This is a genomic window from Corynebacterium sp. S5S1 (assembly GCF_001913985.1).
Classification (GTDB): Bacteria; Actinomycetota; Actinomycetes; order Mycobacteriales; family Mycobacteriaceae; genus Corynebacterium; species Corynebacterium marquesiae.
In genome coordinates, this window is the sequence record NZ_MKXT01000029.1 from 1 (window position 1) to 25,648 (window position 25,648).

Here is a 25,648-nt window from a genome sequence, read left to right on the forward strand (position 1 = left end):
GGTATCGATACCGAGTACACACACTCAATCGGCATCCAAAAAGGCCACATCTAACCCCGCGACACGCCGATAGCAGACACACATTTTGTCGCTTAACCCCCATTGTGTCACTTCTCAGAGCTCTTGGGAACTACCGCGGAAATAAAAAATGTCCGGCCCCTCCGAAGAGGAAGCCGGACTTCATGCTGTGGAGCATAGGAGAATCGAACTCCTGACCTTCTGCTTGCAAAGCAGATGCTCTACCAATTGAGCTAATGCCCCATTGTTCCGTGGTGGGCCTAGCTGGAATCGAACCAGCGACCTCATCGTTATCAGCGATGCGCTCTAACCGACTGAGCTATAGGCCCTTGTGCGGAACGAGAATTAACTCTACATACTATCCCCGGATTTATACAAATCGCCTGCTCAACAGATATTTCTTGCAACTCAAAAGCGGGGAAAGATTCGCACAAAAGAAAGAAAAATACCGGCACCCGAAGGTACCGGCATCTTCCAACGCGAGAGAGGCGCTAGCGGTTGTCTAGGTCGACCCGCAGGCCGCCAAAGACGTCCACGATGGCGTTGTAGATAACCGCCATCAGTGGTGCCAGCAACGTGAGGAGAACGGCGAAAATAACGCCGATGAGTGCGGAGGCGGAGATGATGACACCGAAGGTGACCTCGAATCCGCCGCCCACGCCGCCGACGAGGCTATTGAGCGATTCCCAGATGCCCACCTGGTTCAGGCCGATGTAGAGCAGGCATACGGCCAGCATCCAGGCGATGAGTCCGACGAGTGACAAGGCCAGACCAACGCGGAACGCGGAGGTGGGCGAGATTCGCGTAATCGTTACGTCTCGTCGTGCCATTAATTACTCCTCATCCTTGGAAGCATCGCCAGCCTTGTGCTCCTGCTGGACCTCATCCACGGTCTTTTCGCCCTTGGCTACAGCCTGAGCGTCTTCCTCACCATCTTCTTCGACGTTGCGGTCGATGGCAAGCAGTTCGACGTCGTCAGCCAGGTTCACCAAGCGCACGCCCATGGTCGCACGGGAGGACGGACGGATCTGGTCCACCTCGGTGCGGATGACGCCGCCGGCGGAGGTGATGGCGAAGATCTCGTCATCCTCATCGACGGAGATGGCGCCGATGAGCTTGCCGCGCTTCGGGGTGTACTTGAAGGTCATAACACCCAAGCCACCGCGGCCTTGCGGGGTGTATTCCTCAATGGCGGTGCGCTTGCCGTAGCCGCCAGAAGTGGCTACCAAAAGGAACTCGCCATCGTGGACCACGGACATGGATAGCAGCTGGTCATCGCCGCGGAAGCGCATGCCCTTCACACCGGCGGTAGCGCGGCCCATGGGGCGCAGCTGGTCGTCGTCGGCAGTAAAGCGGATAGCTTGGCCCTGCTCGGAGGTAAGCAGGATGTCATCGCCCTCGGAGACGAGCTGTGCGCCGATGAGCGCATCGCCCTCGTTGAGGTTGATGGCGATAAGGCCAGCGGAACGCGCGGACTCATAATCGGTCAGGCGGGACTTCTTCACGCGGCCCTGCTGGGTGGCGAGGACCAGGTAAGGAGCGTCCTCGTAGGACTGAATCTGGATGACCTGCGCGATCTTTTCTTCCGGCTGGAATTCCAGCAGGTTAGCCACGTGCTGGCCGCGTGCGGCGCGACCGCCCTCTGGCAGTTCATAGGCCTTGAGGCGGTAAACACGGCCGAAGTTGGTAAAGAACAAGATCCAGTCGTGCGTGGAGCAGACGAAGAAGTTCTTCACAATATCGTCCTGCTTGAGCTCAGCGCCGCGCACGCCCTTGCCGCCACGTTTTTGCGCCTTATAGGAATCCACCTTGGTGCGCTTAGCGTAGCCGGTAGAGGTAATGGTGACCACGACGTTCTCGCGGGCGATGAGGTCTTCATCGGTGACATCGCCGGTCGCCGGAATAATTTCGGTGCGGCGTTCATCGCCATACTTATCGACGATCTCGGCCAGCTCATCGTGGACAATCTGGCGCTGGCGCTCCTCGCGGGCGAGGATATCCTTCAGGTCGGCGATTTCGCGCTCGATCTCGGCCAACTCGTCGATGATCTTCTGGCGCTCCAGTGCAGCCAGCTTGCGCAGCTGCATGGCTAGGATGGCATCGGCCTGGATATCGTCGACGTCGAGAAGCTCCTTCAAGCCTTCGCGCGCCTCGTCCACGGTGGGCGAACGGCGGATAAGGGCGATGACCTCATCCAGCATGTCCAGGGCCTTGACCAAACCGCGCAAGATGTGGGCGCGCTTCTCGGCCTCGTTCAAGCGGTACTGGGTACGGCGAACGATGACCTCGATCTGGTGCTCCACGTAGTAGCGCAGCATCTGATCCAGGCGGAGGGTGCGCGGCACACCGTCAACAATGGAGAGCATGTTGGCACCGAAGGAAGTCTGCAGCTGGGAGTGCTTGTAGAGGTTATTGAGCACCACACGCGCCACAGCATCGCGCTTGAGGGTGACCACAATGCGCATGCCCACGCGGTCGGAGGACTCATCCTCAATCTTGGAAATACCAGCAATCTTGCCGCTGGCCACGGATTCCGCGATATTGGAGATGAGGTTATCCGGGTTGACCTGGAACGGCAGCTCGGTGATCACGATGGTTTGGCGGGATCCAGACTCCTCGATGGAGGTCACACCGCGCATGCGGATGGAGCCGCGGCCGGTGGTGTAGGCATCCTTGATGCCCTGATCACCCACAATGAGGCCAGCGGTGGGGAAATCCGGGCCCTTGACGCGTTCCATGCAGGCTTCCAGCGCAGCCTCTTCATCGGCGTCTGGGTTATCCAGCATCCAGTAGATGGCCTCGGCCAGCTCGTTAAGGTTATGCGGCGGGATATTGGTGGCCATACCCACGGCAATGCCGCCAGAACCGTTCATGAGCAGGTTCGGAACGCGGGATGGCAGGACGTCTGGCTCGCTGGTCTTGCCATCGTAGTTGGGCGAGAAGTCCACGGTGTTCTCGCGGATATCGCGCACCATCTCCATGGCCAGCGGGGTGAGCTTACACTCCGTATAACGCATTGCTGCCGGGCCATCGTTACCGCGGGAGCCGAAGTTACCCTGACCATCTACCAGCGGATAGCGCATGTTCCAGGACTGGGCCAGACGCACCAAGGTGGCATAGATGGCGAAGTCACCGTGCGGGTGGAACTGACCCATGGTGTCCGAGACCGGGCGGGCGGACTTCACGTAGCCGCGCTCCGGGCGGTAACCGGAATCGAACATCGCGTAGAGGATACGGCGGTGCACCGGTTTCAGGCCATCGCGCACCTCCGGCAGGGCACGGCCGACGATGACGGACATGGCGTAGTCGATGTAACTCGACTCCATCTCCTCATTAATGTCAATGGGAAATATGCGATCAAAAAGATCGTCGTTATTGTCACTCATAACCCCAAATTCTACCCTCTAGCGCCTTTCAAGACTCGAATTGCCGCACGAGTGGTATCACCGTGGTATCACTTGAGGTATGGCGATGACATTGCGGCTTACGGACGAACAGGATCACGCGCTGACGCTGCTGGCCTCCGCGCAGGGCACCTCCAAGCACGAGGCGGTGGTGCGCGCCATCGTTGCGGCCGCAGCCCGCACGCTTGCCGACGCCCACGTGCAGTCCACCGCCCGCGCCCTCCTCCCCGGCCGCACTGAGCTGGAGGCGGAAATCCGCCGTGCCCGGCCCGCACAGTCCTAGGCAAGCATGACTACTGAACAGCTCTACCTCTTAGCCCGCGAATTTTGCGCTCGTTTTAACGTCCGCATCACCAACTTCGCCGCCCTGGCGGCCGCGGCGGCGGCCAGCACCGCCAAGGTGGAGGGAATAGCCATTCATGACAACCACCGCGATGCCGCCCGCGCCATGGCGGAGGTATTAGCCCGCGTGCCAGCGCTTAACGGGTATAACGCAGAGTTCGCAAAGTTCAGCGCGCGCGTCTACCTTAGTGTTAAAGAAGTTACCTAAGTTACTGGGGATAGTGACCCAAGAAAGGAACTACCACCATGTCCCGCTTCAAGAAGATTGCCGCCTCGAGCCTGACCACCGTGGCGCTAGCTGCCACCGCCGTCACTGCTCCTACCGCCACCGCCGCTGATGCCGATTCCTGGCAGGACAACGTAAATCCGGACTTTCAGCCGGGCGAGGCCGGTGGTTCCTCGACCGGTTCTTCCCAGCTGGATCTCACCCTAATCATCACCGCAGCGGCCGCTGGCGTCGCCGCGCTGGCCAGCGCCGTGGCGCTGTACTCCCCTAACGTGGATCTGGAGAAGGCTGCACGCGATGCCGGCCTGGGCCAGATTGCTGATCAGATTGCTGCCATTCAGGCCAGCCTCCCTGGCCTGCCGGGCCAGCCCGCCTAATTCGCGTAAGGTGGTGCAGCATGGCACATCTTTCTGAACTTATGTCAGGTCCGCAGCGCACTGCGGTGATTAACGATTGCGGCGAGCTGGTTGAGGGGGTCGTCGCCAAGCAATCGGGCATTACCGGCATGGCGCTCAAGGGCGCCGTTGCCGCCGCGAAGAAGGTCGACTCCGCCATCATCACCAAGGCGCTAGGCCGCGTGTTGCCGGATATCCTCGATGCCTTGGATCCGCACTGGCAAGAGTTTGCACGCAGCTCCGAGCAGGATTTCGGTTCCTTCCTCGAGCCCCGCAGCACCCAGGTGAGCGATTCCATCATGTCGGTGGCCGATAAGCACGCCGAGCAGATTAACTCCCCCGCGCTGTCTAAGCCTTATAACTCCTTGCGCGGTAAGGCCTCGAAATTCCTCACCCCTGCGGTACCGGATTTCGGCCGCGTGCTGCAAAAACACATGTAGTTTCCGCGCGGTTGAACCTAGAACAAACCGCAGAGTATAAGTGTGGAAGTGACTACTTCCGCAGCTAACCAAACCGAGTACCCCGCCGGCCAGGATCCCGCCCGCTGGCGGGTACTTATCGTTTTGCTCACGGCGCTCTTCATGTCTCTGCTGAGCGTGTCCATCGTGAACGTAGCCCTGCCCTCGATTCAATCGGGCCTGGGAGCCTCTGAGTCCGATGTGCAATGGGTGCTCTCCGGCTATGCGCTCACCTTTGGTGTCATCCTTGTTGCCGCCGGCCGCGCCGGAGATCTTGTTGGCCGCGGCGGCATTTTTCTAGCGGGCATTGCTATCTATTCGCTCAGCGCCGCCGTCGCTGGCTTTGCCCCCAACGCAGAGGCACTCAACGCCGCCCGCTTTATCCAAGGCATAGGCGCTGGGCTGCTCAATCCGCAGGGCGTGGGAATGATTCAGCAGTACTTCCGCGGTCCGGAACGCGCCCGCGCCTTCGGCTACTTTGGCTCCACGGTGGGCATCGCCGTGGCCATCGGACCGGTACTGGGCGGCCTACTCATCCGCCTCGGCGGCGCGGACCTAGGTTGGCGGTTGACCATGCTGGTCAATTTCCCCGTCGGCCTTATTGCCATCATCTTGGGATTGATGTGGTTTCCCCGGCCGCTGTTTTCCCGCGTGCGCGATAAAAATGGCCATAAACTGGGCATCTTCAAGGCCCTAGCCACCCTGGATCCCATCGGCGCGCTGATCCTCGGCGCTGCCGTATGGGCCATCCTCTTCCCCTTCATGGAATCGTCCGCTTCCCCGGCCGTGTGGTGGCTCCTACTGCTGGGCGCCGTCCTCCTTGTGGGATGGGTGCTATGGGAGCGCCGCCACAAGGCCACCGGCCATCCGCCGATGGTGGATCTCACTATCTTCGCCACCCCGAGTTTTCGCAATGGCACCATCATCGCCACCTTGTGGTTTATGGGTATTACCAGCATTTGGGTGCTCGTGGCGCTCTACTTCCAAAGCGGGCTCGGACACTCCGCCCTGGCTGCCGGCTCCGTAGGTATTCCGGCTGCCTTGTTGAGCTCCATATCTGCCACACTGGCCGGCCGATCCGTATCCGTCCACGGCCGCAAGGTGGTGGTGCTGGGCATGCTCGTGACCATCTCCGGCCTCATTGCCACCATTGCGCTTATCTGGGCCACCGAGCAGTGGGGAGCCAGCGAATGGTGGATGGTCCTTTCGCTGGCCTTTGTTGGCGGCGGCCAAGGCTCGGTCATCTCCCCCAACCAAACGCTCACCTTGGCGCATGTTCCACAGGCCTATGCTGGTTCGTCTGGCGCCGTCCTCCAGACCGGTCAGCGCATCGGTACGGCCATTGGGCTTGCCGTTATTACGGCCATCGTTTTTGCCACCTTGCACGGCACAAGCGCGGACTGGCCGCTGTCCATCATCGCCGGCTTCGGCGTCATCTTGGCCATGTGCCTAGCGTCTTTGGGATTCGCGATAGCAGACCAGCGCAGCTCCCAGGCCTAGGCCTCGCGCTTTTCGACGCCACAATTAAAGCCCACCGCGGTAAATTCCACGGTGGGCTTTGTGCTGCGCTTTAAATATCCAAGAAGCGGACGTCCTTCGCGCGGCGGGTAATGAAGGAGCGGCGGGCCGAGACATCGTCACCCATGAGGATGGAGAAGAGCTCATCGGCGCGCTGCGCGTCTTCCAGATCCACGCGGCGCAGGATGCGGGTGCTCGGGTCGAGCGTGGTCTCCCACAGCTCGGAGGCGTTCATCTCGCCCAAGCCCTTGTAGCGCTGGATGCCGTCATCCTTGTTGATCTTGCGGTTTTGCTCCAGGCCCTCGGCCAGCAGTTTATCGCGCTCGGCGTCGGAAAAAGCATAGCCCGGAGTACCCTTAGACCACTTGAGCTTGTACAGCGGCGGGTTAGCCAAGAATACGTGGCCATCCTCAACCAGCTGCGGCATGAAGCGGAAGAGCAAGGTCAGAAGCAGCGTAGCAATGTGCTGACCGTCAACGTCGGCATCGGCCATGAGCACGATCTTGTCGTAGCGCAGCTTCTTGATATCGAATTCCTCGTGAATGCCGGTACCCAGCGCGGTAATAATCGCCTGGACCTCGGCATTCTTGAGGACCTTATCCATACGGGCCTTCTCCACGTTCAGGATCTTGCCGCGCAGCGGCAGGATGGCCTGGAACATGGAATCGCGGCCGCCCTTAGCGGAGCCACCTGCGGAGTCACCCTCCACGATGTAGAGCTCGGAAATCTTCGGATCCTTCGAACGGCAATCCGCGAGCTTGCCCGGCAGGCCGCCAAGGTCAGTGGCGGACTTGCGGCGCACCATCTCGCGAGCCTTGCGGGCAGCCATGCGAGCATGCGCGGAAGACACAGCCTTATTGATAATGGCCTTAGCCTCTGCCGGGTTGGCATCGAACCAGTCATTGACGTGCTCGTTGACCGCGCGCTGGACAAAGCCCTTGATCTCGGAATTGCCCAGCTTGGTCTTGGTCTGGCCCTCGAACTGCGGATCGCCCACCTTGACGGAAATAACAGCCGCCAAGCCTTCGCGGCAGTCATCGCCGGAGAGGTTGCCGTCCTTTTCCTTGAGGAGCTTATGCTCCTTAGCGTAGCGGTTCATTAGAGAGGTCAGGGCCGCACGGAAACCCTCTTCGTGCGTGCCGCCCTCGTGGGTGTTGATGGTATTGGCAAAGGTGTGAACGGACTGCTTATAGCCCTGGTTCCACTGCAGCGCTACCTCGACCTCGTGATCCTCGCCCTTCGCATCGAAGGAAACGATGGTCGGGTGGATCGCGGTCTTGGACTTATTGAGGTACTTGACGTAGTCGGTCAAGCCATCCGGGTAGTGGAAGGTTACCTTCTTGCGGCGCTTCTTATCCGCCGCAGCGTCCTTCGCCTCGCCGGATTCTTCATTAAAGGTATCGCCGGCGTCCGGGGCATCATCGAAGGACGTCTCATCCGCGCTGGTTTCGCCAGATTCTGCATCGGCGATCTCTTCCAGCTCGATCTGCTCTTCGGTGACGCGCTCATCAATGAGCTCAATGCTCAGGCCCTTATTCAGGAAGGCCATTTCCTGCAGGCGGCGGGCAATGGTGTCGTAATCGTACTCGGTAGTTTCAAAAACTTCCGGGTCCGCCCAGAAGCGGATCTTGGTGCCCGTGCCGCGGGCATTGCCGCCCTCAACCAGATCATCCGGGATGGCGTTCTGGAAGTTTTGGTACCAGTGCTTGCCGTCGCGCTTGATCTCCGCCTCCACGCGGGTAGAAAGCGCGTTCACCACGGAAATACCGACGCCGTGCAGGCCGCCAGAAACGGCGTAGGAGTCGGAGTCGAACTTACCGCCGGCGTGCAGCTGGGTCATGACCACCTGGACGGTAGGCGCACCAGAGGCGTGCATTTCTACCGGGATGCCACGGCCATTATCGATGACCTCGACGCCGCCATCCTCCAGCAGCTTGACGGTAACCTTATCGGCGTAGCCGGCCATGGCCTCATCGACGGAGTTATCAACGATCTCCCAAATGAGGTGGTGCAGGCCGCGCGAACCGGTCGAACCAATGTACATGCCGGGGCGCTTACGGACGGCCTCGAGGCCCTCCAGGATCGTAATTGACCCGGCATCATATGCGTGTTCTTCAGCCACGGATTCGTGCTCTCCTTTTGGCTATAGCTAATTCTAAGACCTTGACTATTCTACACGGATACCCCCTACTGAAAGACACCCCACACCCGTGAGAGATAGGAATCTGGCGCTCTCTGAAGTTATTTACATTGTGCAGGTCTGAGTAAACCTCAGCCTATTAGCCGTATGTATCTTGTGATCCTTGGGGTTTGACCCACTGCCGCCCCTCATAATTGCGCCTTTGTTTCGGCCCGTGAATCCGCAGTTCCACAATGACATCGGGGCCTAGGCGGTCAGAGATTTTCCGCAGGATTTGCCGCTGCAGGTAGCGCAGCTCCGTTGCCCACGTGGAGTTGTCGCAGGATACGTAGACAATCTTGTCCTTAATCCGTTGCGGCTGCGTATGCGCGGCAATGCGCTCGCCCACCAGATGCTCCCAATTGCCCATCACCCAGCCATTAGCCAGATCATGCTCCCACCCACGATTGACCACCTCGCGGTTAATTTGGGATCCCAGGCTCGGCACGGCCAGCGTGCGCCGCTTCTTCCTGCCATCCGGGCCAGTGGGTAAGCCCCGTTGATAGCCCATATACCCCTGCTTTTGCGCCTTCTCCAGCGAGGGCACCGGCATCTTCGGCACCGGGCGGGTCAGCTTCGGCGGGTTTTTGGAGGTGGACCGAACCAGCTTGAAATACTGGGTGACGGGATCGATGCGCTGCTTGCCGACGCCCCCTTGATCCTCACTCATTCCCCTCACCTTCCTCGGCGCTGAGCTTGGAGATGCGGCCGGTCTCGGTATCTTCTACGCTCACGCGGTAGCGCACGATGGGTTCCAAGTTTCCGGGCAGATCCTCATCCACGGCCGCGGTGATAAGCACCTGCTCGGCCTCGGCGGCCAAGTGGACCAGCTGTTTGCGGCGCTTGGCATCGAGCTCGGCAAAGACATCATCCAAGATGAGCACCGGATCGGACCCTCCCTCTTGGCGCAGGAGGTTGAATTCCGCCAGGCGCAGCGCGATGGCATAAGACCACGTCTCACCGTGGCTGGCAAAGCCCTTGGCCGGCTGATCGCCCAGGTTGAGCACCAGATCATCGCGGTGCGGGCCCACCAAGGAAATGCCGCGTTCGATCTCGCGCTGCCGGGCGGCGGCCAACTCGGTAAGCAGCACGGCCTCTAACACCTCGCGATCGGAGGTATCGATCGTGGACTTATATTCCACATGCGCCGGTCGCGATTCTGGCGCCAGGCCGGAATAGGCGGCGGGGATATGGTCCAAGAGGGCGTCGACAAGCGCAAGGCGTGCGGCGATCACCTGGGCGCCGAGCCGGGCAAGCTGCGCATCCCAGGTATCCAAGGTGGCCAACGCAGCAGCGCCATCGCTATCGGAATAGCCGCGGCGCAGGCTGCCGGAGGCCGATTTCAGCAGGGCATTGCGTTGCTTGAGCACCTTGTCGTAGTCGGCCTTCACGCCTGCTAGGCGCGGAGTCCGCGAGGCAATGATGCTATCGAGGTAGGCGCGGCGCCCGGCCGGCTCCCCACGCACTAAGGCCAAGTCCTCCGGGGAAAAGAGCACGGTTTTTACCACGCCCAGCAGCTCACGAGGGCTGCGCAGGCGGGTGCGATTAATCTGTGCTTGGTTGGCCGCGTGGGGCTTAATCAGCAAATGGGTAGTAAGCTCGCGGCCTTGATTCACCGCGGTAATGGATACCCGCGCGCTGTCCGCGCCCTGGCGCACCAGCGGTGCATCGTGGGAAACGCGGTGGGAGGAAAGGTGAGCGGTATAGCCAATGGCCTCGACGATATTGGTCTTGCCAAAGCCATTGCGCCCGACAAAAAGGGTGATCCCCGGCCCTAGCTGCACATTAAGTTCGGGCCACGAGCGAAAATCCCGAACATCGAGATCCCTGACGTACATTAGCCCGGCAGGCGAACCGGCATGAGCAGGTAGGTGAAGTTTGTCTCCGGCGTGGGGAAGTTGCCATCTTCATCGGCCTCAGGCAGCTCTTCCGGTTCTGGGATCATGATGGCCGGGCGCGAAGGCTCGGTAAAGCCGAAGACCACGCGGTCGGTATTGATGACGCCCAAGCCATCCTTGAGGTAGCCCGGATTAAAGGCGATGAGGAATTCATCGCGGCCATGGAATGCGCACGGCAGGGTCTCGGTGGCGTTACCGGCATCCGCGCCGGCGGAAAGGGTTACCTGGCCATCGGCGAATTCCATCCGAATTTGCGCGTTGCGATCCGTCAGCAAAGAAACGCGGCGGATTGCTTCTTGCAGCGGGGCGACCTCAATGGAGGCAATATTGGTGTGGTTCTTCGGCAACAGGGGCTGCACATTAGGGAAGTCCGCATCCAGCATGCGCGTGGTGGTCTCGCGATTATCCGCGTGCAAGCCAAAGAGGCCATCGGCACCAATATTGTCATCGGTGCCCACAGCGATTTCCACTGGAATGTTCAAATGCGGATCCAAGGAACGACCGGTTTCCTGCAGGGTCTTCGCAGGCACCAAGAGCTTCGCTTCTACATCCGGTGACTTCGGCTCCCATTCCAAAGTGCGCATGGCCAGGCGGAAGCGGTCCGTTGCCGTCATCTCAATGTCCTTGCCACGGATATCCATGTGCACACCGGTGAGCATGGGCAGGGTGTCATCCTTGCCGGCTGCGGCGGCGACCTGGTGGATGGCCTCTACGAACAGCTGTGGCTGGATGGTGCCGGTAACCTCCGGCAGGACCGGAAGCTGCGGGTAATCATCCAGTGGAATCAGTGGCAGCTCAAAGCGGGAAGAACCACAGGTAACCAGTGCCTTGGAATCTACCTGGGAGATCTCCACTTCCTTGTTGGGAAGGGAAGCGACGATGTCAGAGAGGAGCTTGCCGGCGACCGCGATCTGTCCGGGTTCATCCACCATGCCGGCGATACGGACGCGGGTGGACACCTCGTAATCGAAGCCAGTGAACTCAAGACCATTGTCATCCGCGGTGATCAGCATCGCGCGGAGCACGGGCTGGGTGACCTTGGACGGCAGGCTGCGAGCAACCCACGCTACGGCGTTGGCAAGGTCATCTTTGGCAACGCGAAATGACACGGCTTCATCCATGGTGCGAAGAGCTCCTCTGAGGCAAGTAGGAAATTTGTTACTTACAAAAGACTGGCTTCCAACTTACCGCATCGGGCGCGGTGCGCCACAACGTGTAATTCCATCTTTGCCCGCCCGATCGGCGCCTGGCCCAAGGCAGGCCGGGCCGAATTCCACACACCCTCTTTCTTCTATACAGATCAGAGAAATAATTTAGTAGTAGTAATAAGCGCTGTGGGATCTGTGGGTAACTAGGTAAATGACAAGTTCAGGACACAGATCCGGGGTGTGCCAATTCTTGTGATCTTGCTGTGATCAATCGGGGCGAATTGTGGACAACTAGTGGGATCACCGTTTTATCCACAGGTTTTGTCATTTGATCACCGATCTACACACAGCGCTGGTCACAGGGTGGTTCTCCCAGCATAGAGCCTGTGGAATTTAAAACTGTGAGTAAGATCTATGAATTACAAAGATGGAATTACACAAGTGTGAATAACGCTGTGGATAACTCTTTTCGCAGCTAATCGATTACTTTCAGAGCATTTTCCGGGTTCTCTGTGGAATTACAAGTGTGTGGGCGGCTGGGTGGACGGTTTTGTTACAGGTTTTGGTCTCTCGGCTAAGGATCTCGGATCTTGTAGTTTGGTTCCACCTTTAAGTAGCGCGAGCAGAATGCGCGAAGTGGCAAAGGGCAGACAAAAGCGCCCTCCTTTATATAAGGAAGGCGCTGTAGAAAAGGTGGCGAGATCTAGGCGCGACCGCGGTTCTTGATGCGCTGGGTAAGCGCCTGGATCTCGTCGTAGGTATTGCGCTTTTCAGTCATCTCTTTACGGATCTTGCGATCCGCATAAATGACGGTGGTGTGGTCCTTGCCACCGAACTGTTCACCGATCTTGGGAAGGGATAGCTCGGTAAGTTCGCGGCACAGATACATAGCCAACTGGCGCGCATGCGCCACCGCACGCTTTTTGCCAGCACCGCGCAGAGTTTCTACATCAATATCGAAGAATTCTGCCGTGACCTCCATGATCGAGGTAGCGGTGATTTGCCTATCGGCGGAATCTGGGGCCAAATCGCGCAACGCGATTTCTGCCATCTCCACGTTGATCGGCTCATTCACCAAGGAGGAATAGGCCGAAACGCGGATCAGCGCGCCCTCGAGCTCACGAATAGATGACTCAAAACGCGAGGCAATGAGCTCAAGCACGGAGCGATCCACCTCGGTGCCGTCATTGGCCGCCTTCTTCATCAAAATCGCGATACGCGTTTCTAGATCTGGCGGCTGAATATCGGTGATAAGACCGCCTTCAAAGCGGGTGCGGAGGCGATCTTCCAGCGTGGTTAGCTGCTTCGGTGGGCGGTCCGAAGACAAAATGATCTGCTTATTGGCCTGGTGCAGCGCATTAAAAGTATGGAAGAACTCTTCCTGGGTGGATTCCTTGCCCTCCAAGAACTGGATATCATCGACCATCAAAATGTCGAGATTGCGGTAGCGCCGCTTGAAGGATTCCTGACGGTCATCGCGCAGGGAATTAATATAGTCATTCGTGAATTCTTCCGAAGACACATACTTCACGCGCAGACCCGGGTGCAGTACTTGGGCGTAATTGCCGGCGGCATGCAAAAGGTGCGTTTTACCCAGACCAGAGCCACCCCAGATAAATAGTGGGTTGTACGCACGGGCGGGATTCTCGGCCACAGCCACGGCGGCACCATTGGCAAAACGATTCGAAGAACCGATCACGAAGCTATCGAAAGTGTGCTTCGGATTGAGGGAAGTCTCACGGTTGGGATCGTGCGCCGGGGCCTCGCGCGGGATGCGGGCAGAATTGGTGGCAGCACCGGAGAAATTTCCCGCGGATTCTGCCTGCTGTTGGTTATAGTGCTGGGCCAGCTCATCCAGGCTTGCAGGGGCGTGACTCGACTGCCAATTGTTCTGGGAAGGGGCCTGCTGTGCAGCGGCATCCGTTTGCTGCGGGCGCGGAATGTAGTTCTGGGTAGATTCCGTGTTCTGCGGCGGTTGCTGTTGTTGAGGGGGCGTTGGCTGTGGTGCAGGGTCCGCGGCCGGCGGCTGTGGCTCTTGCGGGGTGGCAAGGGTAACCGCAAAGGAACACGGTCGGCCTAGGTGGCGGGTTAATGCCTTGGCAATGTGCTCGCCCAACTCATTTTCGACCACATTTTTGGCATCCAGGTTCTCGGCGGCAACGAGGGTGTAGCCCTCAACCATCATGATGGGGCGAACCAGTTGGAGGTAAAGGCGCTGTGAGTGCGAAAAACTGGGGACCTCGGAATTGGGTTGCTCGGATTGTGCGAGCAGGTCATCAACGACCGCGCGCCAAACGGCATGCAGGTTCGCTTGTGGGTCAGTCACAACAGGCTACCTTTGTGGAATTTAGTCGGGGACGGGTGGACATTGAATAACAATTTTCACTGCGGATTCCACCGTGGTTTTCACATCGGTTTTTATCGAGTCACCTCGATCTCCACAGAGTTATCCACAGGTGTGGATGAAATAGTTATTCACAGCTTAGTTCATGACTGTGGATAACTCTTCATTGGCCAGTTTATGGCCCTACGCTGCGGAAACTGCAAAAGTCTCAAGCGTTGATTTAGAGTTATCCACATGACCGGTTGGGCTGTGGAATTTGATTCTTCTGTTCTACCGCCGAAACGGCGGGCGTGTCTAGCGAGAAAAATTCACCACCCGGGTGTGGGTTGGGGTGGGCCTTGCGGTGTGGTGGATTAGGTGCAGTAAGAGCGCAGAATCTGGCCCTCTAGCTGCAGGAAAAAACATTTATGTAATTTCGGGTGTACCCGGGTGTCGATTTGTTTCCAGCGGCAGAAATCACGTAATCTGGCATGGTCTATTGCAACGAAGAGTTGCGCGTGAAAGTGACAGCGTCACCTCGCACTGGCTGGGCCCGTCGGCTAGCCGTGCACCGGAGAGACTGTGATGCGTCAGGTTCATGGAATCTATTCATCAGTGGGCGTGCCGCTGCATCGCGGTGGTGTGCCTACGCACAACTTCAAGGAGAATTAACGTGGCAAAGGGTAAGCGCACGTTCCAGCCGAACAACCGTCGTCGTGCTCGCAAGCACGGCTTCCGCACCCGCATGAGCACCCGTGCAGGTCGCGCCATTGTTGCAGCTCGTCGCAAGAAGGGCCGCGCAAAGCTGACTGCATAAGTTATGCTTCCAGCCCAGCACAAGCTCACGTCGCCGACGCAATTTCGGCGCACGATGAAGGGCAGTCGCCGGGCGGGCACTCGTACGGTCGTCGTGCATGCGCGCGACAACGCAGGTACGGACAAGGCAGCCGATATCGCCGCCACCGGGCCGCGATTTGGGCTGATTGTTTCTAAAGCCGTCGGGAATGCAGTGGTTCGCCACCGCACCTCCCGGCGGCTTCGCCATGTGTGCATGACATTCATTCCCAAGCTGCCCGCCAGCGTGGACGTTGTCATCCGTGCCTTGCCCGCCAGCGCTACTGCTAGCAGTGAGCAATTAGAAAAAGATCTTGCCAAAGCACTGCGCAAGCAATGGGATATCTAAATTCCCGCGGGGAGGAAATTCCCCCAGCCAGAGGATTGGCCAAACCAATGGTCAAAGTGGTTCGTTTCTACCAAAAACATGTCTCTGGCCTTAAGATGGTATCGACCTGTCGGTTCGAGCCGACATGCAGTGCTTATGCCCTAGAGGCGCTTTCTCAACACGGCGCAATCAAGGGTACGGCGATGGCAATAGCCAGGGTCTGCAAATGCGGCCCCTGGCATCCGGGCGGATTCGATCCGGTCCCGGGTACCAACAACAATTGAGGATTAAACACTCGTGCTTAATTTCATTTACTGGCCAATTTCGGCCGTTTTGTGGTTCTGGCACTGGCTGCTGTCCCTCGTAATGGACCCCGCCTGGGGCATTACCTGGATTCTGGCCATTGTGCTGCTGACCTGGACGCTTAAGGCACTCATGGTCAAGCCGACCATTAGCCAGATTCGTTCCTCGCGCAAGATGCAGGAAATCCAGCCTAAGGTGCAGGAAATCCGCGCGAAGTACGGCAATGACCAAACCAAGGCCGCGCAGGAAATGCAGAAGGTCTACAAGGAGTCCGGCGTTCGTCCGATGGCCGGCTGCCTGCCGGTCTTCGTGCAGATTCCAATGTTCGTTGGTTTGTTCCACGTGCTGCGCTCCTTCGACCGCACCGTTGCGGTAGCCGGTGGTATTGGCCACCCCAGTGGTGACCCAATGTCCATTGAGGATAACGCCAATACCGCGAACTACATCTTTAAGCCGGACCTGGTTCAGCAGTTCCTAGACGCCAAGATCTTTGATGTTCCGCTGGTGACCAACCTGCGCTTGAACTCGCCGATTGTAGAGGGTGTTACTACCAGCCAGGCTGCCGTCATCATCGTTCCGATGATCGCCATCATTGCGGTCCTGACGCACTTCAACGCCCGCATGAGCCTCAACCGCCAGGAAAAGCGCCGTGCTGCTGGCAAGACCCAAGCACCGCAGGGCCAGAACGCGGAAATGATGCAGCAGCAAATGGCCATGATGTCCAAGATGATGCTGTGGGTCATGCCGGCCATGCTGGTCTTCTCCGGCTTCATCTGGCCGATTGGCTTGCTGTTCTACATGATGGCCAATACGGTCTGGACCTTCTTCCAAACCCGCATCGTCTATGCCAAGATGGACCGCGAGGAAGAAGAAGAGGAAGCCGCTAAGGTTGAGGCCAAGCGCACTTCCGCGCCTAAGCCGGGTGCCCGCAAGAAGGACAACCGCACCAAGAAACAGCGCAAAAACAAATAAACACGGAGGAGAACCCCATCGTGTCCGAGATGGACCCGTCAGTAGTATTCGGCTCCCGCTTGCCCCTCGCGCAGGCTTACCATGATTCGCTCGCTACAGACGGGTCCACTCGTGGTTTTATAGGCCCCCGCGAGGTGCCACGCTTGTGGGACAGGCACATTATTAACTGTGCCGTCGTCAAGCAGGCAATCCCGGAGGGTGCCACGGTTATCGACGTCGGCTCGGGTGCCGGGCTGCCCGGCATTCCGCTGGCCATTGCGCGCCCGGACCTGCAGATCACTCTGATCGAGCCGCTGCTCAAGCGCTATAACTACCTCAACGAAGTCGTAGAAGAGCTGGGCCTAGACAACGTGACGGTCCTGCGCGGCCGTGCCGAAGAGGGACCGATTAAAAAGGCCGTGGCGGGAGCAGACGTGGTCACCTCCCGCGCCGTCGCGCCCCTGGGCAAGCTGGCGAAGTGGTCGCTGCCGCTCGTGCGCAAGGGTGGCGAGATGATCGCGCTGAAGGGTTCTTCGGTACACGAGGAACTGGAACGCGATGCCGCCGACATTAAGAAGGCCGGCGGTGGAAAGGCCGAGGTCAGCACCATCGAGGGAACCACGATCATTCGTGTCCCGCGCGTGAACTAAAGTAGACGGCATGACTAATCCGCGCCTTATCACCATTGCTAACCAGAAAGGCGGCGTAGGCAAAACCACCTCCGCCGCCAACTTGGCCGCAGCGCTAGCCACAGAGGGCAAAAAAGTGCTGGTGATCGATCTTGACCCGCAGGGAAACGCCTCCACGGCCATGGGCGCGGAACATAATTCCGGCACCGATTCCAGCTATGAGGTGCTCCTTGGGGACTGCACCGCCGAGAAGGCCATGCAGCCCTCCTCGCACAACGAGAACCTCTTCTGCATCCCCGCCACCATTGATCTAGCTGGCGCGGAGATTGAAATGGTCTCCTTGGTACGCCGTGAATTTCGGCTCTATGACGCCCTGCATAATGGCTTCCTTGAAGAGCATGGTTTTGAATATGTCTTCATTGATTGCCCGCCATCACTTGGATTGCTCACCATCAATGCGATGACCTGCGCTGAAGAGGTCATCATCCCGATTCAATGCGAGTATTACGCGCTGGAGGGCGTGGGCCAGCTGCTGGGCAATATCTCCATGATTCGCGAGCATCTCAACGAGGATCTGCATATTTCCGCCGTGCTGCTGACCATGTATGATGCCCGTACACGTTTGGCCGAGGATGTGGCAGATAACGTCCGCGAACAGTTTGGCGCCGTGGTGCTGGCCAATGTTATCCCGCGCTCCGTGCGCGTTTCCGAGGCACCGGGGTACGGTACTACGGTTATTGATTACGCTCCCTCGTCCACCGGTGCCCGCGCGTACCTTGCGGCGGCGCGCGAGCTTAATCGGCGTGGCGATTACCGCCCGCACCCGACCACCGGGGCGATTGGCGTGAGCCCAGAGATTTACGCGGAATTGGAAGGATAGGAACTCATGGCAGAACAGAAGCAAGGCGGCCTTGGCAAAGGACTCGCCGCACTCATCCCGTCTGGTCCTGATGCCCCTACCCGCAAGCCGCGCCTGGGAGATTCCGCGGCGGATATTATTTTGGGTAATTCCACCCCGCAGCCGGGCCGGAAGGGCGGCGAAGGCAAGCGCGTAAAGGGCGCTCCCACCATTCAACAGGGTTCTGGATCCACGTCCTCCAAGAAGCGCCAGGCCACCCCGGCTCCTATCGGTGCGACCTACCGTGAGATTTCCATTGGGGATATCATCCCCAACCCGAAGCAGCCGCGCACGGTCTTCGACGAGGATGAACTCGGTGAGCTCGTCCACTCGATCCGCGAGTTTGGCCTGCTGCAGCCCGTGGTCGTCCGTCCTTCCGAGGGAGGCGGCTTTGAGCTCATCATGGGTGAGCGCCGTTGGCGCGCTTCCTCCAAGGCGGGCCTGGCCACGATTCCGGCCATCGTGCGCGATACCAAGGATGACAACCTGCTGCGCGATGCTTTGCTGGAGAACATCCACCGCGTACAGCTCAATCCCTTGGAAGAGGCACACGCCTACCAGCAGCTGCTGGAAGAATTCGGCGTTACCCAGAACGAGCTGGCGGATCGCATTGGCCGTTCGCGCCCACAGGTGACCAATATGCTGCGCCTGCTCAAGCTGCCGGTAGAGGTACAAAAGCGCGTAGCTGCTGGTACCTTATCTGCCGGCCACGCGCGTGCCCTTTTGTCCTTGGATGACACCGAGGCCATGGAATACATTGCCAACCGCATCATCGCGGAGGGCCTGTCCGTACGCGCGACCGAGGAGGCAGTCACCCTCTACAAGCGCGATGGTAAGCCGGCCGAATCCAAGAAGAAGCAGCCGGCACCGCAGCCGCAGTACTTTACCGATTCCGCTGAGCGCCTGTCTGATCGTTTCGATACCAAGGTCACCGTGACCATGGGCAAGCGCAAGGGCAAGATGGTCGTGGAATTCGGCGACCAAGAAGATTTCGAGCGCATCATGGCGCTCATTGAGGGCCAGCACTAAACCGGGGCGATGATCCTCGAGCCGGTACGCGAAGGCACGCGCATTCACCGCCAGGCCGCGCGCAGCACCTTTTGGGAGCTGGAGGCCTCCGTGGTCGATCCCGCCTTTGAAAAGGAAGCGTGGCTGGCTACTACCCTGCTCTCCTTTGGTCAGTGCGGCTTTACTGTGGGCGAGGACGCCACGATTCTCTTTTGCTCCCGCGAGGATGCTGCCGGCGCAGCCAAGCTTCCCACCGCCCCCATTTCAGACGATGCGGAGATCATTACCTCGCTCTTCGTCAAAGCACATTTAATGGGGCGTGGCATTGAAGCAGTGCTTGTCGACGCCGCCATTATGCACCTCACCAACCGCGGCAGCACCGCCGTGGAGGCCTTTGGCTATTACGGCGATCCGACCGCAGCGGCGGATTTCTTGGGCCACAAACCGGCCTATATCGGGCTGATGTCTTATGAGACTTTGCGCTCCGCTGGGTTTGAGGTAGCCGCGGATCACCCAGTACTCCCCCGCTTGCGGCTCGAATTGCCGCCCCAGCACGATATGCTCAGTGCGGCAGCTGCCGAAGACCTCCTAGCCCGCGCCTTGGCCTAAGAACTAGGTCTAGGCCTGCTCGGCCTGGAGCAGCTCGGAGAACTTATAGGCGCCGGTTACGGCGGTGTCCTGCTCCATGAGGTACATGCGCTTTACGGCAATCACGATCGCCTCCGCAATGTCGTCGCGGCGGGACGGGTTGGTGAGGATCTTTATGTCCTCTGGGTTGGTCAGGTAGCCCAGTACGATCTGGATGACCGGCATCTGGGTCAAGCGCAGCAGGTCCCAGGTGCGGCCGTGGTTGCCGCAGTCCAGCAGCTCAGTGCGCGCGACAATCTCGCGTTGGATGAAACCGGAAAGGGTCTCACCAATGAGTGAGGAGTTGCCGGATTCGGAACCGAAGTAGAAGGTGGCAACACCATTGGCCTTCTCATTGGGGTAAGAATCGCAGGCTAGGGAAATGACCATGTCCGCATCGAAGGCATTGGCCAGCTCGGCGCGGGACTTGACGTCCGCATCGGAGGTCCGAGGACGGGAGATGATGGTTTCCATGCCTGCGGCAATCATGCGCCCCTCGATGCGCTGGGTGAGGTCCCACAGGATTTCCTGCTCGGAAATATCACCAAAGCGGCCCTTGACCAGCTGGCCGGCGTCGCCGCCGCTCAAGGCGGGATCGATGACAACGCGCTTGCCCGCCAGCTTTGGGCCGGCGTTGCGGACGCGCTCACGCTCTTGGATATTGTGCGCGGAACCGCCGGTAATACGGCGGCCAAGCAGCCCAAGGGCGCGGATGGTGGCGGGGCCGCACACACCATCTTCTTGCAGGCCGCAGTTGTGCTGATATTCCTTCAGCGCCGCGTGGGTATTGGTACCGAAGTGGCCGTCTACCCGCTGCTGGTAGAAGCCGAGCTCCTGCAGTTGTTGCTGGAGCTGCGAGATATCGTCACCCACCAGCTCATTCGCAGGCTCGTAGCTAAGTACGCGGCTGCCGAGCGTGTACGAGGCTTGGCGCAGTTCGCGCAGGGTGAGATCGTCGATCTCGCCCGTGGGCACGATACCGCGGGATTGCTGGAAGGCCTTGAGGACCTCAGACAAATTGGCATCAAAGCTCTTGTCGCTCTCGGAGTACTTCTGCTTCTTCCACGCAGAAAGTTCCCCCTTGAAATCTGACAAGAGGCCGAGACGGGCCAAGGTAGCGCGAGCCTCAGCTACACGCACGCTTGTATCGCCGACTCGAAGAACGCGGTTCACGCCTTAATACCCCTTTCACAGCCCGTTTTAGTTAGGGCCGCATTCCAGAATTTCTACACGCTTAATCTAATAGGAATTAGATTAACAGTTAAAGCTGCTTTTTCACTTGCGCCACGATGTCATCTTTAGAACGCAGACCCACAAATTCGTCTACCTTCTCGCCGTGGTTGAAAATCAGCACATTTGGGATGGACATGATCTGGAACATGGCGCCTAGGTTGCGCTCTTCATCGACGTTGACCTTGGCGATGGTGACCTGGCCGTCCAGCTCCTCCGCTACCTCTTCCAGGATGGGGGAAAGCTTCTTGCAGGGGCCACACCACTCGGCCCAGAAGTCTACGACGACGGGCTTGTCGGACTCGATGACGTCCTTACGGAACGTATCAGTGGTTACTTTCTTGACGTTGCTCATACTGAATTAACGGCTTTCTGCGAGGAAATGTTCCGCATCAATTGCCGCGCGGCAACCGGAGCCGGCCGCGGTAATTGCCTGCTGGTAGTGGTCATCCACCAAGTCACCGCAGGCGAAAACGCCAGGCAGGGAGGTCTTGGTGGTGGGTTGTTCAACTACAACATAGCCGTTGTCATTGAGCTTGACCTGATCATTGAGGAAGGAAGAACGCGGATCATGGCCAATTGCTACGAACATTGCAGTGACATCCAAGGTGGAAGTCTCGCCGTTGGTGACGTCCTTGAGCTTGAGTCCGCCGACCTTGCCATCGGCTTCAATAACTTCTTCGACGACCTTATTGGTCTCCCACTTGATCTTTTCGTTGGCCTGGGCGCGCTCCAGCATGATCTTGGAGGCGCGGAAGTTCTCGGAGCGGTTCACAATGGTGACAGAGTCCGCGAACTTGGTGAGGAAGGTAGCCTCTTCCATGGCGGAGTCGCCGCCGCCGATAACGGCAATATTGTGGCCCTTGAAGAAGAAGCCATCGCACGTAGCGCAGGTGGATACACCGCGGCCGGATAGTTCTTCCTCACCGGGAACGCCGAGGTGGCGCGGGGCGGCACCGGTGGCGAGGATAACGGTGCGGGCCTCAAAGAGCTCGTCACCCACGTGCAGCTTTTTAATTTCGCCTTCCAACTCAACGGAGTCAACGACCTCCATGCGGAGATCCGCACCGAAGCGGATGGCCTGGGCGCGCATTTCTTCCATGAGCTCGGGTCCCATAATGCCCTTTTGGAAGCCGGGGTAGTTTTCTACCTCGGTGGTATTCATAAGCTCGCCGCCGTACTCGAAGCCCTCGAAGACAATCGGGTTGAGCTCAGCGCGTGCCGCGTACAGCGCGGCGGTGTAACCGGCAGGGCCGGAACCTACGATGGTAACATCGTGGACGGTCATTGCTAACTCCCTTAAATCAGAGTGTGGTTTCGCGTAACGCCCTGAGTCTACCCGCCACGCTGACAAACGTCGGTATTAGCAAACTCACCCCATGGCGGCGCGTAGGACTTCCCTTGCTCGGGCGCGGCGGGATTTAATGGTGCCGGGTTTTACCCCTTGGGCGGTGGCAACTTCGCCGACGCGGAACCCGGCGACGTCGGTAAGCACCAGCGCCTCGCGCTGATCCTCCCGCAGCAGCTGCATGGCTTCTCGCACCACCAGCTGCTCCGCTAGGTTTTCGGAAGGGTTATGCGCGAGCAGCGGGTTGCGATCGTCGTCGAAGTCCTCCGCGTCTAATGAAGCATTTTCCCTGTTAGAGCGGTGGTTCAAGTAGTCATAGCCCGAGTTTTTCACCAGCCGGTGCAGCCAGGTCGAAAGCGCGGACTCGCGGCGATAGGAGTGCAGGTTGCAGCTGGCGCGCAGGAAGGCTTCCTGGACCACATCTTGGGCATCATGATCGTTTCTGGTGTAGCGCCGCGCTACCGTGGTCAGCCGCGTGCGGTGGCGTTCCACGATGGTGGAAAAGGCCTTATTGTCCCCCTCAATAAATGCATCAACTAGTTCCTCGTCACTGCGGTCATGGCTCAGCGTCATATGTAGATTCCCCCGGATCAACAACTGTTATACACAGTGTGACCCGAGGGGAACTAGGGCGCGAGCGCTAGGCTGTACAGTTTATTGACCAGCCCGCACGCGGAGGGTGCGCCGCAGGTTATCGCGGCATTCCAGCAGGATGCGGCGCAGCGCTCCTGGCAGCTCCCGGTGCAGCAGGCGCGTGGTGGCGGCATCGGCCATCGGCAACTCCGGGTAGAAGCCGCGGATGAGGCGGTTAGCAATCTCAATCGGGTGCGCAGCCCAGATGTCTTCCACGCGGGAGAAGAACTCCTCCGCAAAGGCCTCCTGCAGGCTAGCTGAGCGCGGGGCATTGAAACCGGCGACCAGTGCGTCGACCTCGGCATTGGAATATGCGCCGGGCGTGAGTGCCTTATCGAACGCGGAGCGCTTGGTCTCCGGCGTGGGGAAAGCGTGGCTGGCGCCGAGGAATTCGGTAGCACCGGTCAGCGTATTATCGCGCTGCTTTTCCTCCTCGAGCTCGGCCGGGGTTACGGCGTCGCGGGCGGCGAGGGCGCGCAAGATCGACCAGCGGATTTCGGGGTCCAAGCGAAGGCCGGCAATGTCACCGGAGAGCAGGGCCTTAAGGCGCGCGGTACCTGATTCCTCCGGCGTTGCGGCGAGTGCGCGGATGGCGGCGCGAGCGAGCACAAGCTGGGCGTCCGAGGCTGGTTCGGCCTCGGCCAGGTGGCCCCAGATCGCCTCGGCATAGTCGGTGCGGACCTGCTCGCGGTCGGCGTCTGCCACATAGTGTGCAATGGCGCAATTGGCATTGGCGCAGGCAGTAGCCAGCAGCGTCGTGTTGGTCTCGTAGGCTTCGTGCTTGACGACGACCCCCACATAGTCAATCGCCGACATTTCCCCATCGCGGGTGAGGTTCCACAGGGCGGTCCAGATTACCGCGCGGGTCAATTCATCCTCGATGTCGGTCAGGCGCTCACTCGCTGTGTCTAGGGAGGTCTCGTCGAAGCGGATCTTGGCGTAGGTATGGTCGGCGTCGTTAAGTAGCAGCAATGCCGGGGCCGGAAGGCCGGCCGCTTCATCGATGATGGTGCGGGTGGTGCGATCGCCGGCGGGGAGATCAATGTCGATCTCGCGGTACTTGTGCAGGGATGCATCAAAGAGCGAAGCGGTCAGGCGGTGCGGTCGGGTGACGTCCTCGGCGTCTGCACTGATGGCCAGCTCCGCAATTTTCTCGCCTTCAGTGTGCAGCTCCGGGGTGAGGGTATCCGGGCCCCAGGTGCGCAACCAGGCTTGGGACCAGGCATCAAGATCGCGGTCCGTGTGCTTCTTGAGCGCCTGCAGGAGGTCATCAAAGGTGGCGGCGGCAAAGGCGTGCTTCTGGAAGTAGTCGCGCGCACCGGCGTAGAAATTATCGCGACCGACGTAGTGCACCAGCTGTTTGAGTACCGCCGCGCCCTTGGCATAGGTGATGCCGTCGAAATTTTGGCGCGCGGCATCCACGTCCGGGATCTCCGCCTTGATGGGGTGCGTGGTGGGCAGCTGATCCTGCAGGTAGGCCCAGTTCTTGCGGGCGCCGGCGAAGTTTGCCCAGGCCTCGGTGTAGTCGGTGCCGTGGACGGAAGAATCCGCGCCCATAAATTCCGCGAAGGACTCCTTGAGCCACAGGTCATCCCACCACTGCGGAGTGACCAGATCACCGAACCACATATGGGAAATCTCGTGCAGGATGGTATTTGCACGGCCGGCATGCTGCGCGCGGGTAGCGCGGGAGCGGAAAATGTAGTTCTCCGTAAACGTCACCAGGCCGGGGTTTTCCATGGCACCCAGGTTGTATTCGGGTACAAAGATGGAATCATATTTGCCCCACGGATAGGGATAGCCAAAGTTGTGGTGGAAAAAGTCCATGCCTTGGGCGGTAAGTTCTAGGATTTCCTCGTCTAGGTGCTCAAACATGGACGCGCGCGCAAAGGCGCGCAGCTGTGCCGAGTGGCTGCCATCCGGGGCGGTCCAGGTGCGCTCTTGGTACTGGTAGGGGCCGGCGGCGAAAGAAGTTAGGTACGTCGACAGCGGCGGGGTCGGCGCGAAGATAACGGTGGCGAGCTCCCCCTCCTCGTGGCGTTCGACTTCCGGTTGGTTGGAAAGGATCTGCCACTTTTTCGGTGCGGTCATGCGCACGTGGAAGACGGCCTTGAGATCCGGCTGCTCCAGGCAGGGGAAGATGCGGCGGGCATCAGAAGGCTCGAGGTGTGAGTACAGGTAGGTCGCGTCATCGGCCTGATCGTGCATGCGGTGCAGGCCCTGGCCGGTGCGCGAATAGCGCGAGTGGCTGGTGACTTCGATGGCGAGCTCCTCCCCTACCGGCAGGCCGTGCAGCCGGATGATGCTGCCATCAAAGTCCACCTTCTGCGGGGTGCTATTGACCTTGACCTCCGCGACGGATTCGCCTAGGTAATCCAGGAAAAGCTCGGGCTCACTGCTGCTGAGTTCGAGGCGGGTAGTCACGCGGTAGGTGGGGCTATCGAGTACCTCCGAGAGATCGAGGTGGAGGTGATAAGCGCGCAGGTCCACCGTCGTTGCGCGTTCTTGGAGCAACTCGTGCTGCGTCTTAGTTTGTGGTGCGGTCATATCTACGAACTATAGTTACCGCCGTCACGTAGGGTGCGGGGTTGGGGTCCTAAGCTCCGCTGCCTTTTAGAGGCAAATTACCCAGCGGGTATTGGGACCTCGCTGTGGACCAGTTGGATTAGTTTTTGCCGGCTCACACTCTTCAAGTGGCGCAAGATGTCAGTGACCATCAGCAAGCGTCACACCACACTGAGGGATGCAACCTATGGAAACCGTCAGACGATAACACCACACTCACCACTTTCTGTAAACATAAGGCCTAGACTCCACTAGACGCGTGTAAAACAATGCTAGGAACCGCCCCATTTTACAGGAAACATTCTGCCGCACACCGGCGTAACAATAGGGTGTACCCAAATGAGCGCCACGCTCGTAGTCACTGGCCTTAGGCGCCGTGAACAGG

At 59.2% G+C, this 25,648-nt stretch carries 25 protein-coding genes and 2 tRNA genes; 13 read left to right on the forward strand and 14 right to left on the reverse strand.

The window, feature by feature from the left end; genetic code table 11:
- Positions 1-188 precede the first annotated feature (188 nt).
- The 4 genes from BKN05_RS09720 to gyrA all read right to left on the reverse strand — a co-directional run bounded on the left by BKN05_RS09720 (position 189) and on the right by gyrA (position 3,404).
- A tRNA-Ala gene (locus BKN05_RS09720) sits at positions 189-261 on the reverse strand.
- A 9-nt stretch (positions 262-270) separates the two neighbouring features.
- Positions 271-347, reverse strand: a tRNA-Ile gene (locus BKN05_RS09725).
- A gap of 162 nt (positions 348-509) precedes the next feature.
- Entirely contained in the window at positions 510-848 is a 339-nt protein-coding gene (locus BKN05_RS09730; RefSeq protein ID WP_049378050.1) for a DUF3566 domain-containing protein, read from the reverse strand.
- A gap of 3 nt (positions 849-851) precedes the next feature.
- Positions 852-3,404, reverse strand: coding sequence for a DNA gyrase subunit A (gene gyrA, locus BKN05_RS09735; RefSeq protein WP_286688536.1), 2,553 nt, complete (start codon positions 3,402-3,404; stop codon positions 852-854).
- Positions 3,405-3,483: 79 nt separating this feature from the next.
- On the opposite strand from gyrA, the gene BKN05_RS09740 reads away from it, so the two are divergent.
- Genes BKN05_RS09740 through BKN05_RS09760 form a run of 5 tightly spaced genes read left to right on the forward strand, consistent with a single transcriptional unit; the run spans position 3,484 to position 6,343 of the window.
- A complete protein-coding gene (locus tag BKN05_RS09740) occupies positions 3,484-3,705 on the forward strand; it encodes a hypothetical protein (RefSeq protein WP_049378052.1) in 222 nt (73 codons plus the stop codon).
- 6 nt (positions 3,706-3,711) lie between these two features.
- Positions 3,712-3,972 (forward strand): cell filamentation protein Fic, encoded by a 261-nt coding sequence (locus BKN05_RS09745; RefSeq protein WP_225746211.1) that lies wholly within the window; start codon positions 3,712-3,714, stop codon positions 3,970-3,972.
- Between the two features lie 38 nt (positions 3,973-4,010).
- Positions 4,011-4,367 (forward strand): hypothetical protein, encoded by a 357-nt coding sequence (locus BKN05_RS09750; protein WP_049378054.1) that lies wholly within the window; start codon positions 4,011-4,013, stop codon positions 4,365-4,367.
- A 20-nt stretch (positions 4,368-4,387) separates the two neighbouring features.
- Positions 4,388-4,825 (forward strand): DUF6918 family protein, encoded by a 438-nt coding sequence (locus tag BKN05_RS09755; RefSeq protein ID WP_005326876.1) that lies wholly within the window; start codon positions 4,388-4,390, stop codon positions 4,823-4,825.
- A gap of 42 nt (positions 4,826-4,867) precedes the next feature.
- Entirely contained in the window at positions 4,868-6,343 is a 1,476-nt protein-coding gene (locus BKN05_RS09760; protein WP_049378055.1) for an MFS transporter, read from the forward strand.
- Between the two features lie 70 nt (positions 6,344-6,413).
- On the opposite strand, the gene gyrB is transcribed toward BKN05_RS09760, so the two are convergent.
- From gyrB to dnaA, 5 genes are all read right to left on the reverse strand, one after another.
- On the reverse strand, positions 6,414-8,483 hold the full coding sequence (gyrB, locus tag BKN05_RS09765; RefSeq protein ID WP_049378056.1) for a DNA topoisomerase (ATP-hydrolyzing) subunit B: 2,070 nt from the start codon (positions 8,481-8,483) through the stop codon (positions 6,414-6,416).
- A gap of 157 nt (positions 8,484-8,640) precedes the next feature.
- Complete coding sequence (locus tag BKN05_RS09770; protein ID WP_150850217.1) at positions 8,641-9,210, reverse strand: DciA family protein; 570 nt, start codon at positions 9,208-9,210, stop codon at positions 8,641-8,643.
- Positions 9,203-10,378: a DNA replication/repair protein RecF gene (gene recF, locus BKN05_RS09775; RefSeq protein ID WP_005325992.1), complete on the reverse strand. Its 1,176-nt coding sequence runs from the start codon at positions 10,376-10,378 to the stop codon at positions 9,203-9,205. The genes BKN05_RS09770 and recF overlap by 8 nt, the downstream gene beginning before the upstream one ends.
- The gene (gene dnaN, locus BKN05_RS09780; RefSeq protein ID WP_005325994.1) at positions 10,378-11,559 is read right to left on the reverse strand and encodes a DNA polymerase III subunit beta; all 1,182 of its coding nucleotides are present in this window, start codon (positions 11,557-11,559) and stop codon (positions 10,378-10,380) included. The genes recF and dnaN overlap by 1 nt, the downstream gene beginning before the upstream one ends.
- A gap of 730 nt (positions 11,560-12,289) precedes the next feature.
- Positions 12,290-13,912: a chromosomal replication initiator protein DnaA gene (dnaA, locus tag BKN05_RS09785; RefSeq protein ID WP_150850218.1), complete on the reverse strand. Its 1,623-nt coding sequence runs from the start codon at positions 13,910-13,912 to the stop codon at positions 12,290-12,292.
- Positions 13,913-14,582: 670 nt separating this feature from the next.
- Here dnaA and rpmH point away from each other — a divergent pair.
- The 8 genes from rpmH to BKN05_RS09825 are packed head-to-tail and all read left to right on the forward strand — an operon-like array spanning position 14,583 to position 19,469.
- Positions 14,583-14,726 (forward strand): 50S ribosomal protein L34, encoded by a 144-nt coding sequence (gene rpmH, locus BKN05_RS09790; RefSeq protein ID WP_003847033.1) that lies wholly within the window; start codon positions 14,583-14,585, stop codon positions 14,724-14,726.
- Between the two features lie 3 nt (positions 14,727-14,729).
- Positions 14,730-15,092 (forward strand): ribonuclease P protein component, encoded by a 363-nt coding sequence (gene rnpA, locus BKN05_RS09795; RefSeq protein ID WP_005326013.1) that lies wholly within the window; start codon positions 14,730-14,732, stop codon positions 15,090-15,092.
- A 47-nt stretch (positions 15,093-15,139) separates the two neighbouring features.
- On the forward strand, positions 15,140-15,355 hold the full coding sequence (yidD, locus tag BKN05_RS09800; protein ID WP_005326014.1) for a membrane protein insertion efficiency factor YidD: 216 nt from the start codon (positions 15,140-15,142) through the stop codon (positions 15,353-15,355).
- A 13-nt stretch (positions 15,356-15,368) separates the two neighbouring features.
- On the forward strand, positions 15,369-16,346 hold the full coding sequence (gene yidC, locus BKN05_RS09805) for a membrane protein insertase YidC (protein ID WP_250412848.1): 978 nt from the start codon (positions 15,369-15,371) through the stop codon (positions 16,344-16,346).
- Positions 16,347-16,375: 29 nt separating this feature from the next.
- Complete coding sequence (gene rsmG, locus BKN05_RS09810) at positions 16,376-16,975, forward strand: 16S rRNA (guanine(527)-N(7))-methyltransferase RsmG (RefSeq protein ID WP_040425466.1); 600 nt, start codon at positions 16,376-16,378, stop codon at positions 16,973-16,975.
- Positions 16,976-16,985: 10 nt separating this feature from the next.
- Positions 16,986-17,834, forward strand: a complete 849-nt coding sequence (locus BKN05_RS09815) for a ParA family protein (protein ID WP_286688537.1) — start codon at positions 16,986-16,988, stop codon at positions 17,832-17,834.
- A gap of 6 nt (positions 17,835-17,840) precedes the next feature.
- Positions 17,841-18,881 (forward strand): ParB/RepB/Spo0J family partition protein, encoded by a 1,041-nt coding sequence (locus BKN05_RS09820; RefSeq protein WP_286688538.1) that lies wholly within the window; start codon positions 17,841-17,843, stop codon positions 18,879-18,881.
- 9 nt (positions 18,882-18,890) lie between these two features.
- Positions 18,891-19,469: a 2-methylaconitate cis-trans isomerase PrpF family protein gene (locus BKN05_RS09825; protein WP_286688539.1), complete on the forward strand. Its 579-nt coding sequence runs from the start codon at positions 18,891-18,893 to the stop codon at positions 19,467-19,469.
- A gap of 9 nt (positions 19,470-19,478) precedes the next feature.
- On the opposite strand, the gene BKN05_RS09830 is transcribed toward BKN05_RS09825, so the two are convergent.
- The 5 genes from BKN05_RS09830 to pepN all read right to left on the reverse strand — a co-directional run bounded on the left by BKN05_RS09830 (position 19,479) and on the right by pepN (position 25,245).
- Positions 19,479-20,660 carry an N-acetylmuramoyl-L-alanine amidase gene (locus BKN05_RS09830; RefSeq protein ID WP_286688540.1) on the reverse strand — a complete coding sequence of 394 codons (1,182 nt, stop codon included), beginning with the start codon at positions 20,658-20,660 and terminating at the stop codon, positions 19,479-19,481.
- Between the two features lie 88 nt (positions 20,661-20,748).
- On the reverse strand, positions 20,749-21,072 hold the full coding sequence (gene trxA, locus BKN05_RS09835) for a thioredoxin (protein ID WP_049359078.1): 324 nt from the start codon (positions 21,070-21,072) through the stop codon (positions 20,749-20,751).
- Between the two features lie 6 nt (positions 21,073-21,078).
- The gene (gene trxB, locus BKN05_RS09840) at positions 21,079-22,005 is read right to left on the reverse strand and encodes a thioredoxin-disulfide reductase (RefSeq protein WP_286688541.1); all 927 of its coding nucleotides are present in this window, start codon (positions 22,003-22,005) and stop codon (positions 21,079-21,081) included.
- Positions 22,006-22,089: 84 nt separating this feature from the next.
- Complete coding sequence (locus tag BKN05_RS09845; RefSeq protein ID WP_005326023.1) at positions 22,090-22,638, reverse strand: RNA polymerase sigma factor; 549 nt, start codon at positions 22,636-22,638, stop codon at positions 22,090-22,092.
- A gap of 81 nt (positions 22,639-22,719) precedes the next feature.
- On the reverse strand, positions 22,720-25,245 hold the full coding sequence (gene pepN / locus BKN05_RS09850; RefSeq protein ID WP_286688542.1) for an aminopeptidase N: 2,526 nt from the start codon (positions 25,243-25,245) through the stop codon (positions 22,720-22,722).
- Between the last annotated feature and the right edge of the window lie 403 nt (positions 25,246-25,648).

Excerpts from the sequence above, each read along its gene's own strand:
- BKN05_RS09730 (WP_049378050.1), bottom strand. The coding sequence starts at position 848 with ATGGCACGACGAGACGTAACGATTACGCGAATCTCGCCCACCTCCGCG.
- gyrA (WP_286688536.1), bottom strand. The coding sequence starts at position 3,404 with ATGAGTGACAATAACGACGATCTTTTTGATCGCATATTTCCCATTGAC.
- BKN05_RS09740 (WP_049378052.1), top strand. The coding sequence starts at position 3,484 with ATGGCGATGACATTGCGGCTTACGGACGAACAGGATCACGCGCTGACG.
- BKN05_RS09745 (WP_225746211.1), top strand. The coding sequence starts at position 3,712 with ATGACTACTGAACAGCTCTACCTCTTAGCCCGCGAATTTTGCGCTCGT.
- BKN05_RS09750 (WP_049378054.1), top strand. The coding sequence starts at position 4,011 with ATGTCCCGCTTCAAGAAGATTGCCGCCTCGAGCCTGACCACCGTGGCG.
- BKN05_RS09755 (WP_005326876.1), top strand. The coding sequence starts at position 4,388 with ATGGCACATCTTTCTGAACTTATGTCAGGTCCGCAGCGCACTGCGGTG.
- BKN05_RS09770 (WP_150850217.1), bottom strand. The coding sequence starts at position 9,210 with ATGAGTGAGGATCAAGGGGGCGTCGGCAAGCAGCGCATCGATCCCGTC.
- recF (WP_005325992.1), bottom strand. The coding sequence starts at position 10,378 with ATGTACGTCAGGGATCTCGATGTTCGGGATTTTCGCTCGTGGCCCGAA.
- dnaN (WP_005325994.1), bottom strand. The coding sequence starts at position 11,559 with ATGGATGAAGCCGTGTCATTTCGCGTTGCCAAAGATGACCTTGCCAAC.
- rnpA (WP_005326013.1), top strand. The coding sequence starts at position 14,730 with ATGCTTCCAGCCCAGCACAAGCTCACGTCGCCGACGCAATTTCGGCGC.
- yidD (WP_005326014.1), top strand. The coding sequence starts at position 15,140 with ATGGTCAAAGTGGTTCGTTTCTACCAAAAACATGTCTCTGGCCTTAAG.
- rsmG (WP_040425466.1), top strand. The coding sequence starts at position 16,376 with ATGGACCCGTCAGTAGTATTCGGCTCCCGCTTGCCCCTCGCGCAGGCT.
- BKN05_RS09815 (WP_286688537.1), top strand. The coding sequence starts at position 16,986 with ATGACTAATCCGCGCCTTATCACCATTGCTAACCAGAAAGGCGGCGTA.
- BKN05_RS09820 (WP_286688538.1), top strand. The coding sequence starts at position 17,841 with ATGGCAGAACAGAAGCAAGGCGGCCTTGGCAAAGGACTCGCCGCACTC.
- BKN05_RS09825 (WP_286688539.1), top strand. The coding sequence starts at position 18,891 with ATGATCCTCGAGCCGGTACGCGAAGGCACGCGCATTCACCGCCAGGCC.
- trxA (WP_049359078.1), bottom strand. The coding sequence starts at position 21,072 with ATGAGCAACGTCAAGAAAGTAACCACTGATACGTTCCGTAAGGACGTC.
- trxB (WP_286688541.1), bottom strand. The coding sequence starts at position 22,005 with ATGACCGTCCACGATGTTACCATCGTAGGTTCCGGCCCTGCCGGTTAC.
- BKN05_RS09845 (WP_005326023.1), bottom strand. The coding sequence starts at position 22,638 with ATGACGCTGAGCCATGACCGCAGTGACGAGGAACTAGTTGATGCATTT.
- pepN (WP_286688542.1), bottom strand. The coding sequence starts at position 25,245 with ATGACCGCACCACAAACTAAGACGCAGCACGAGTTGCTCCAAGAACGC.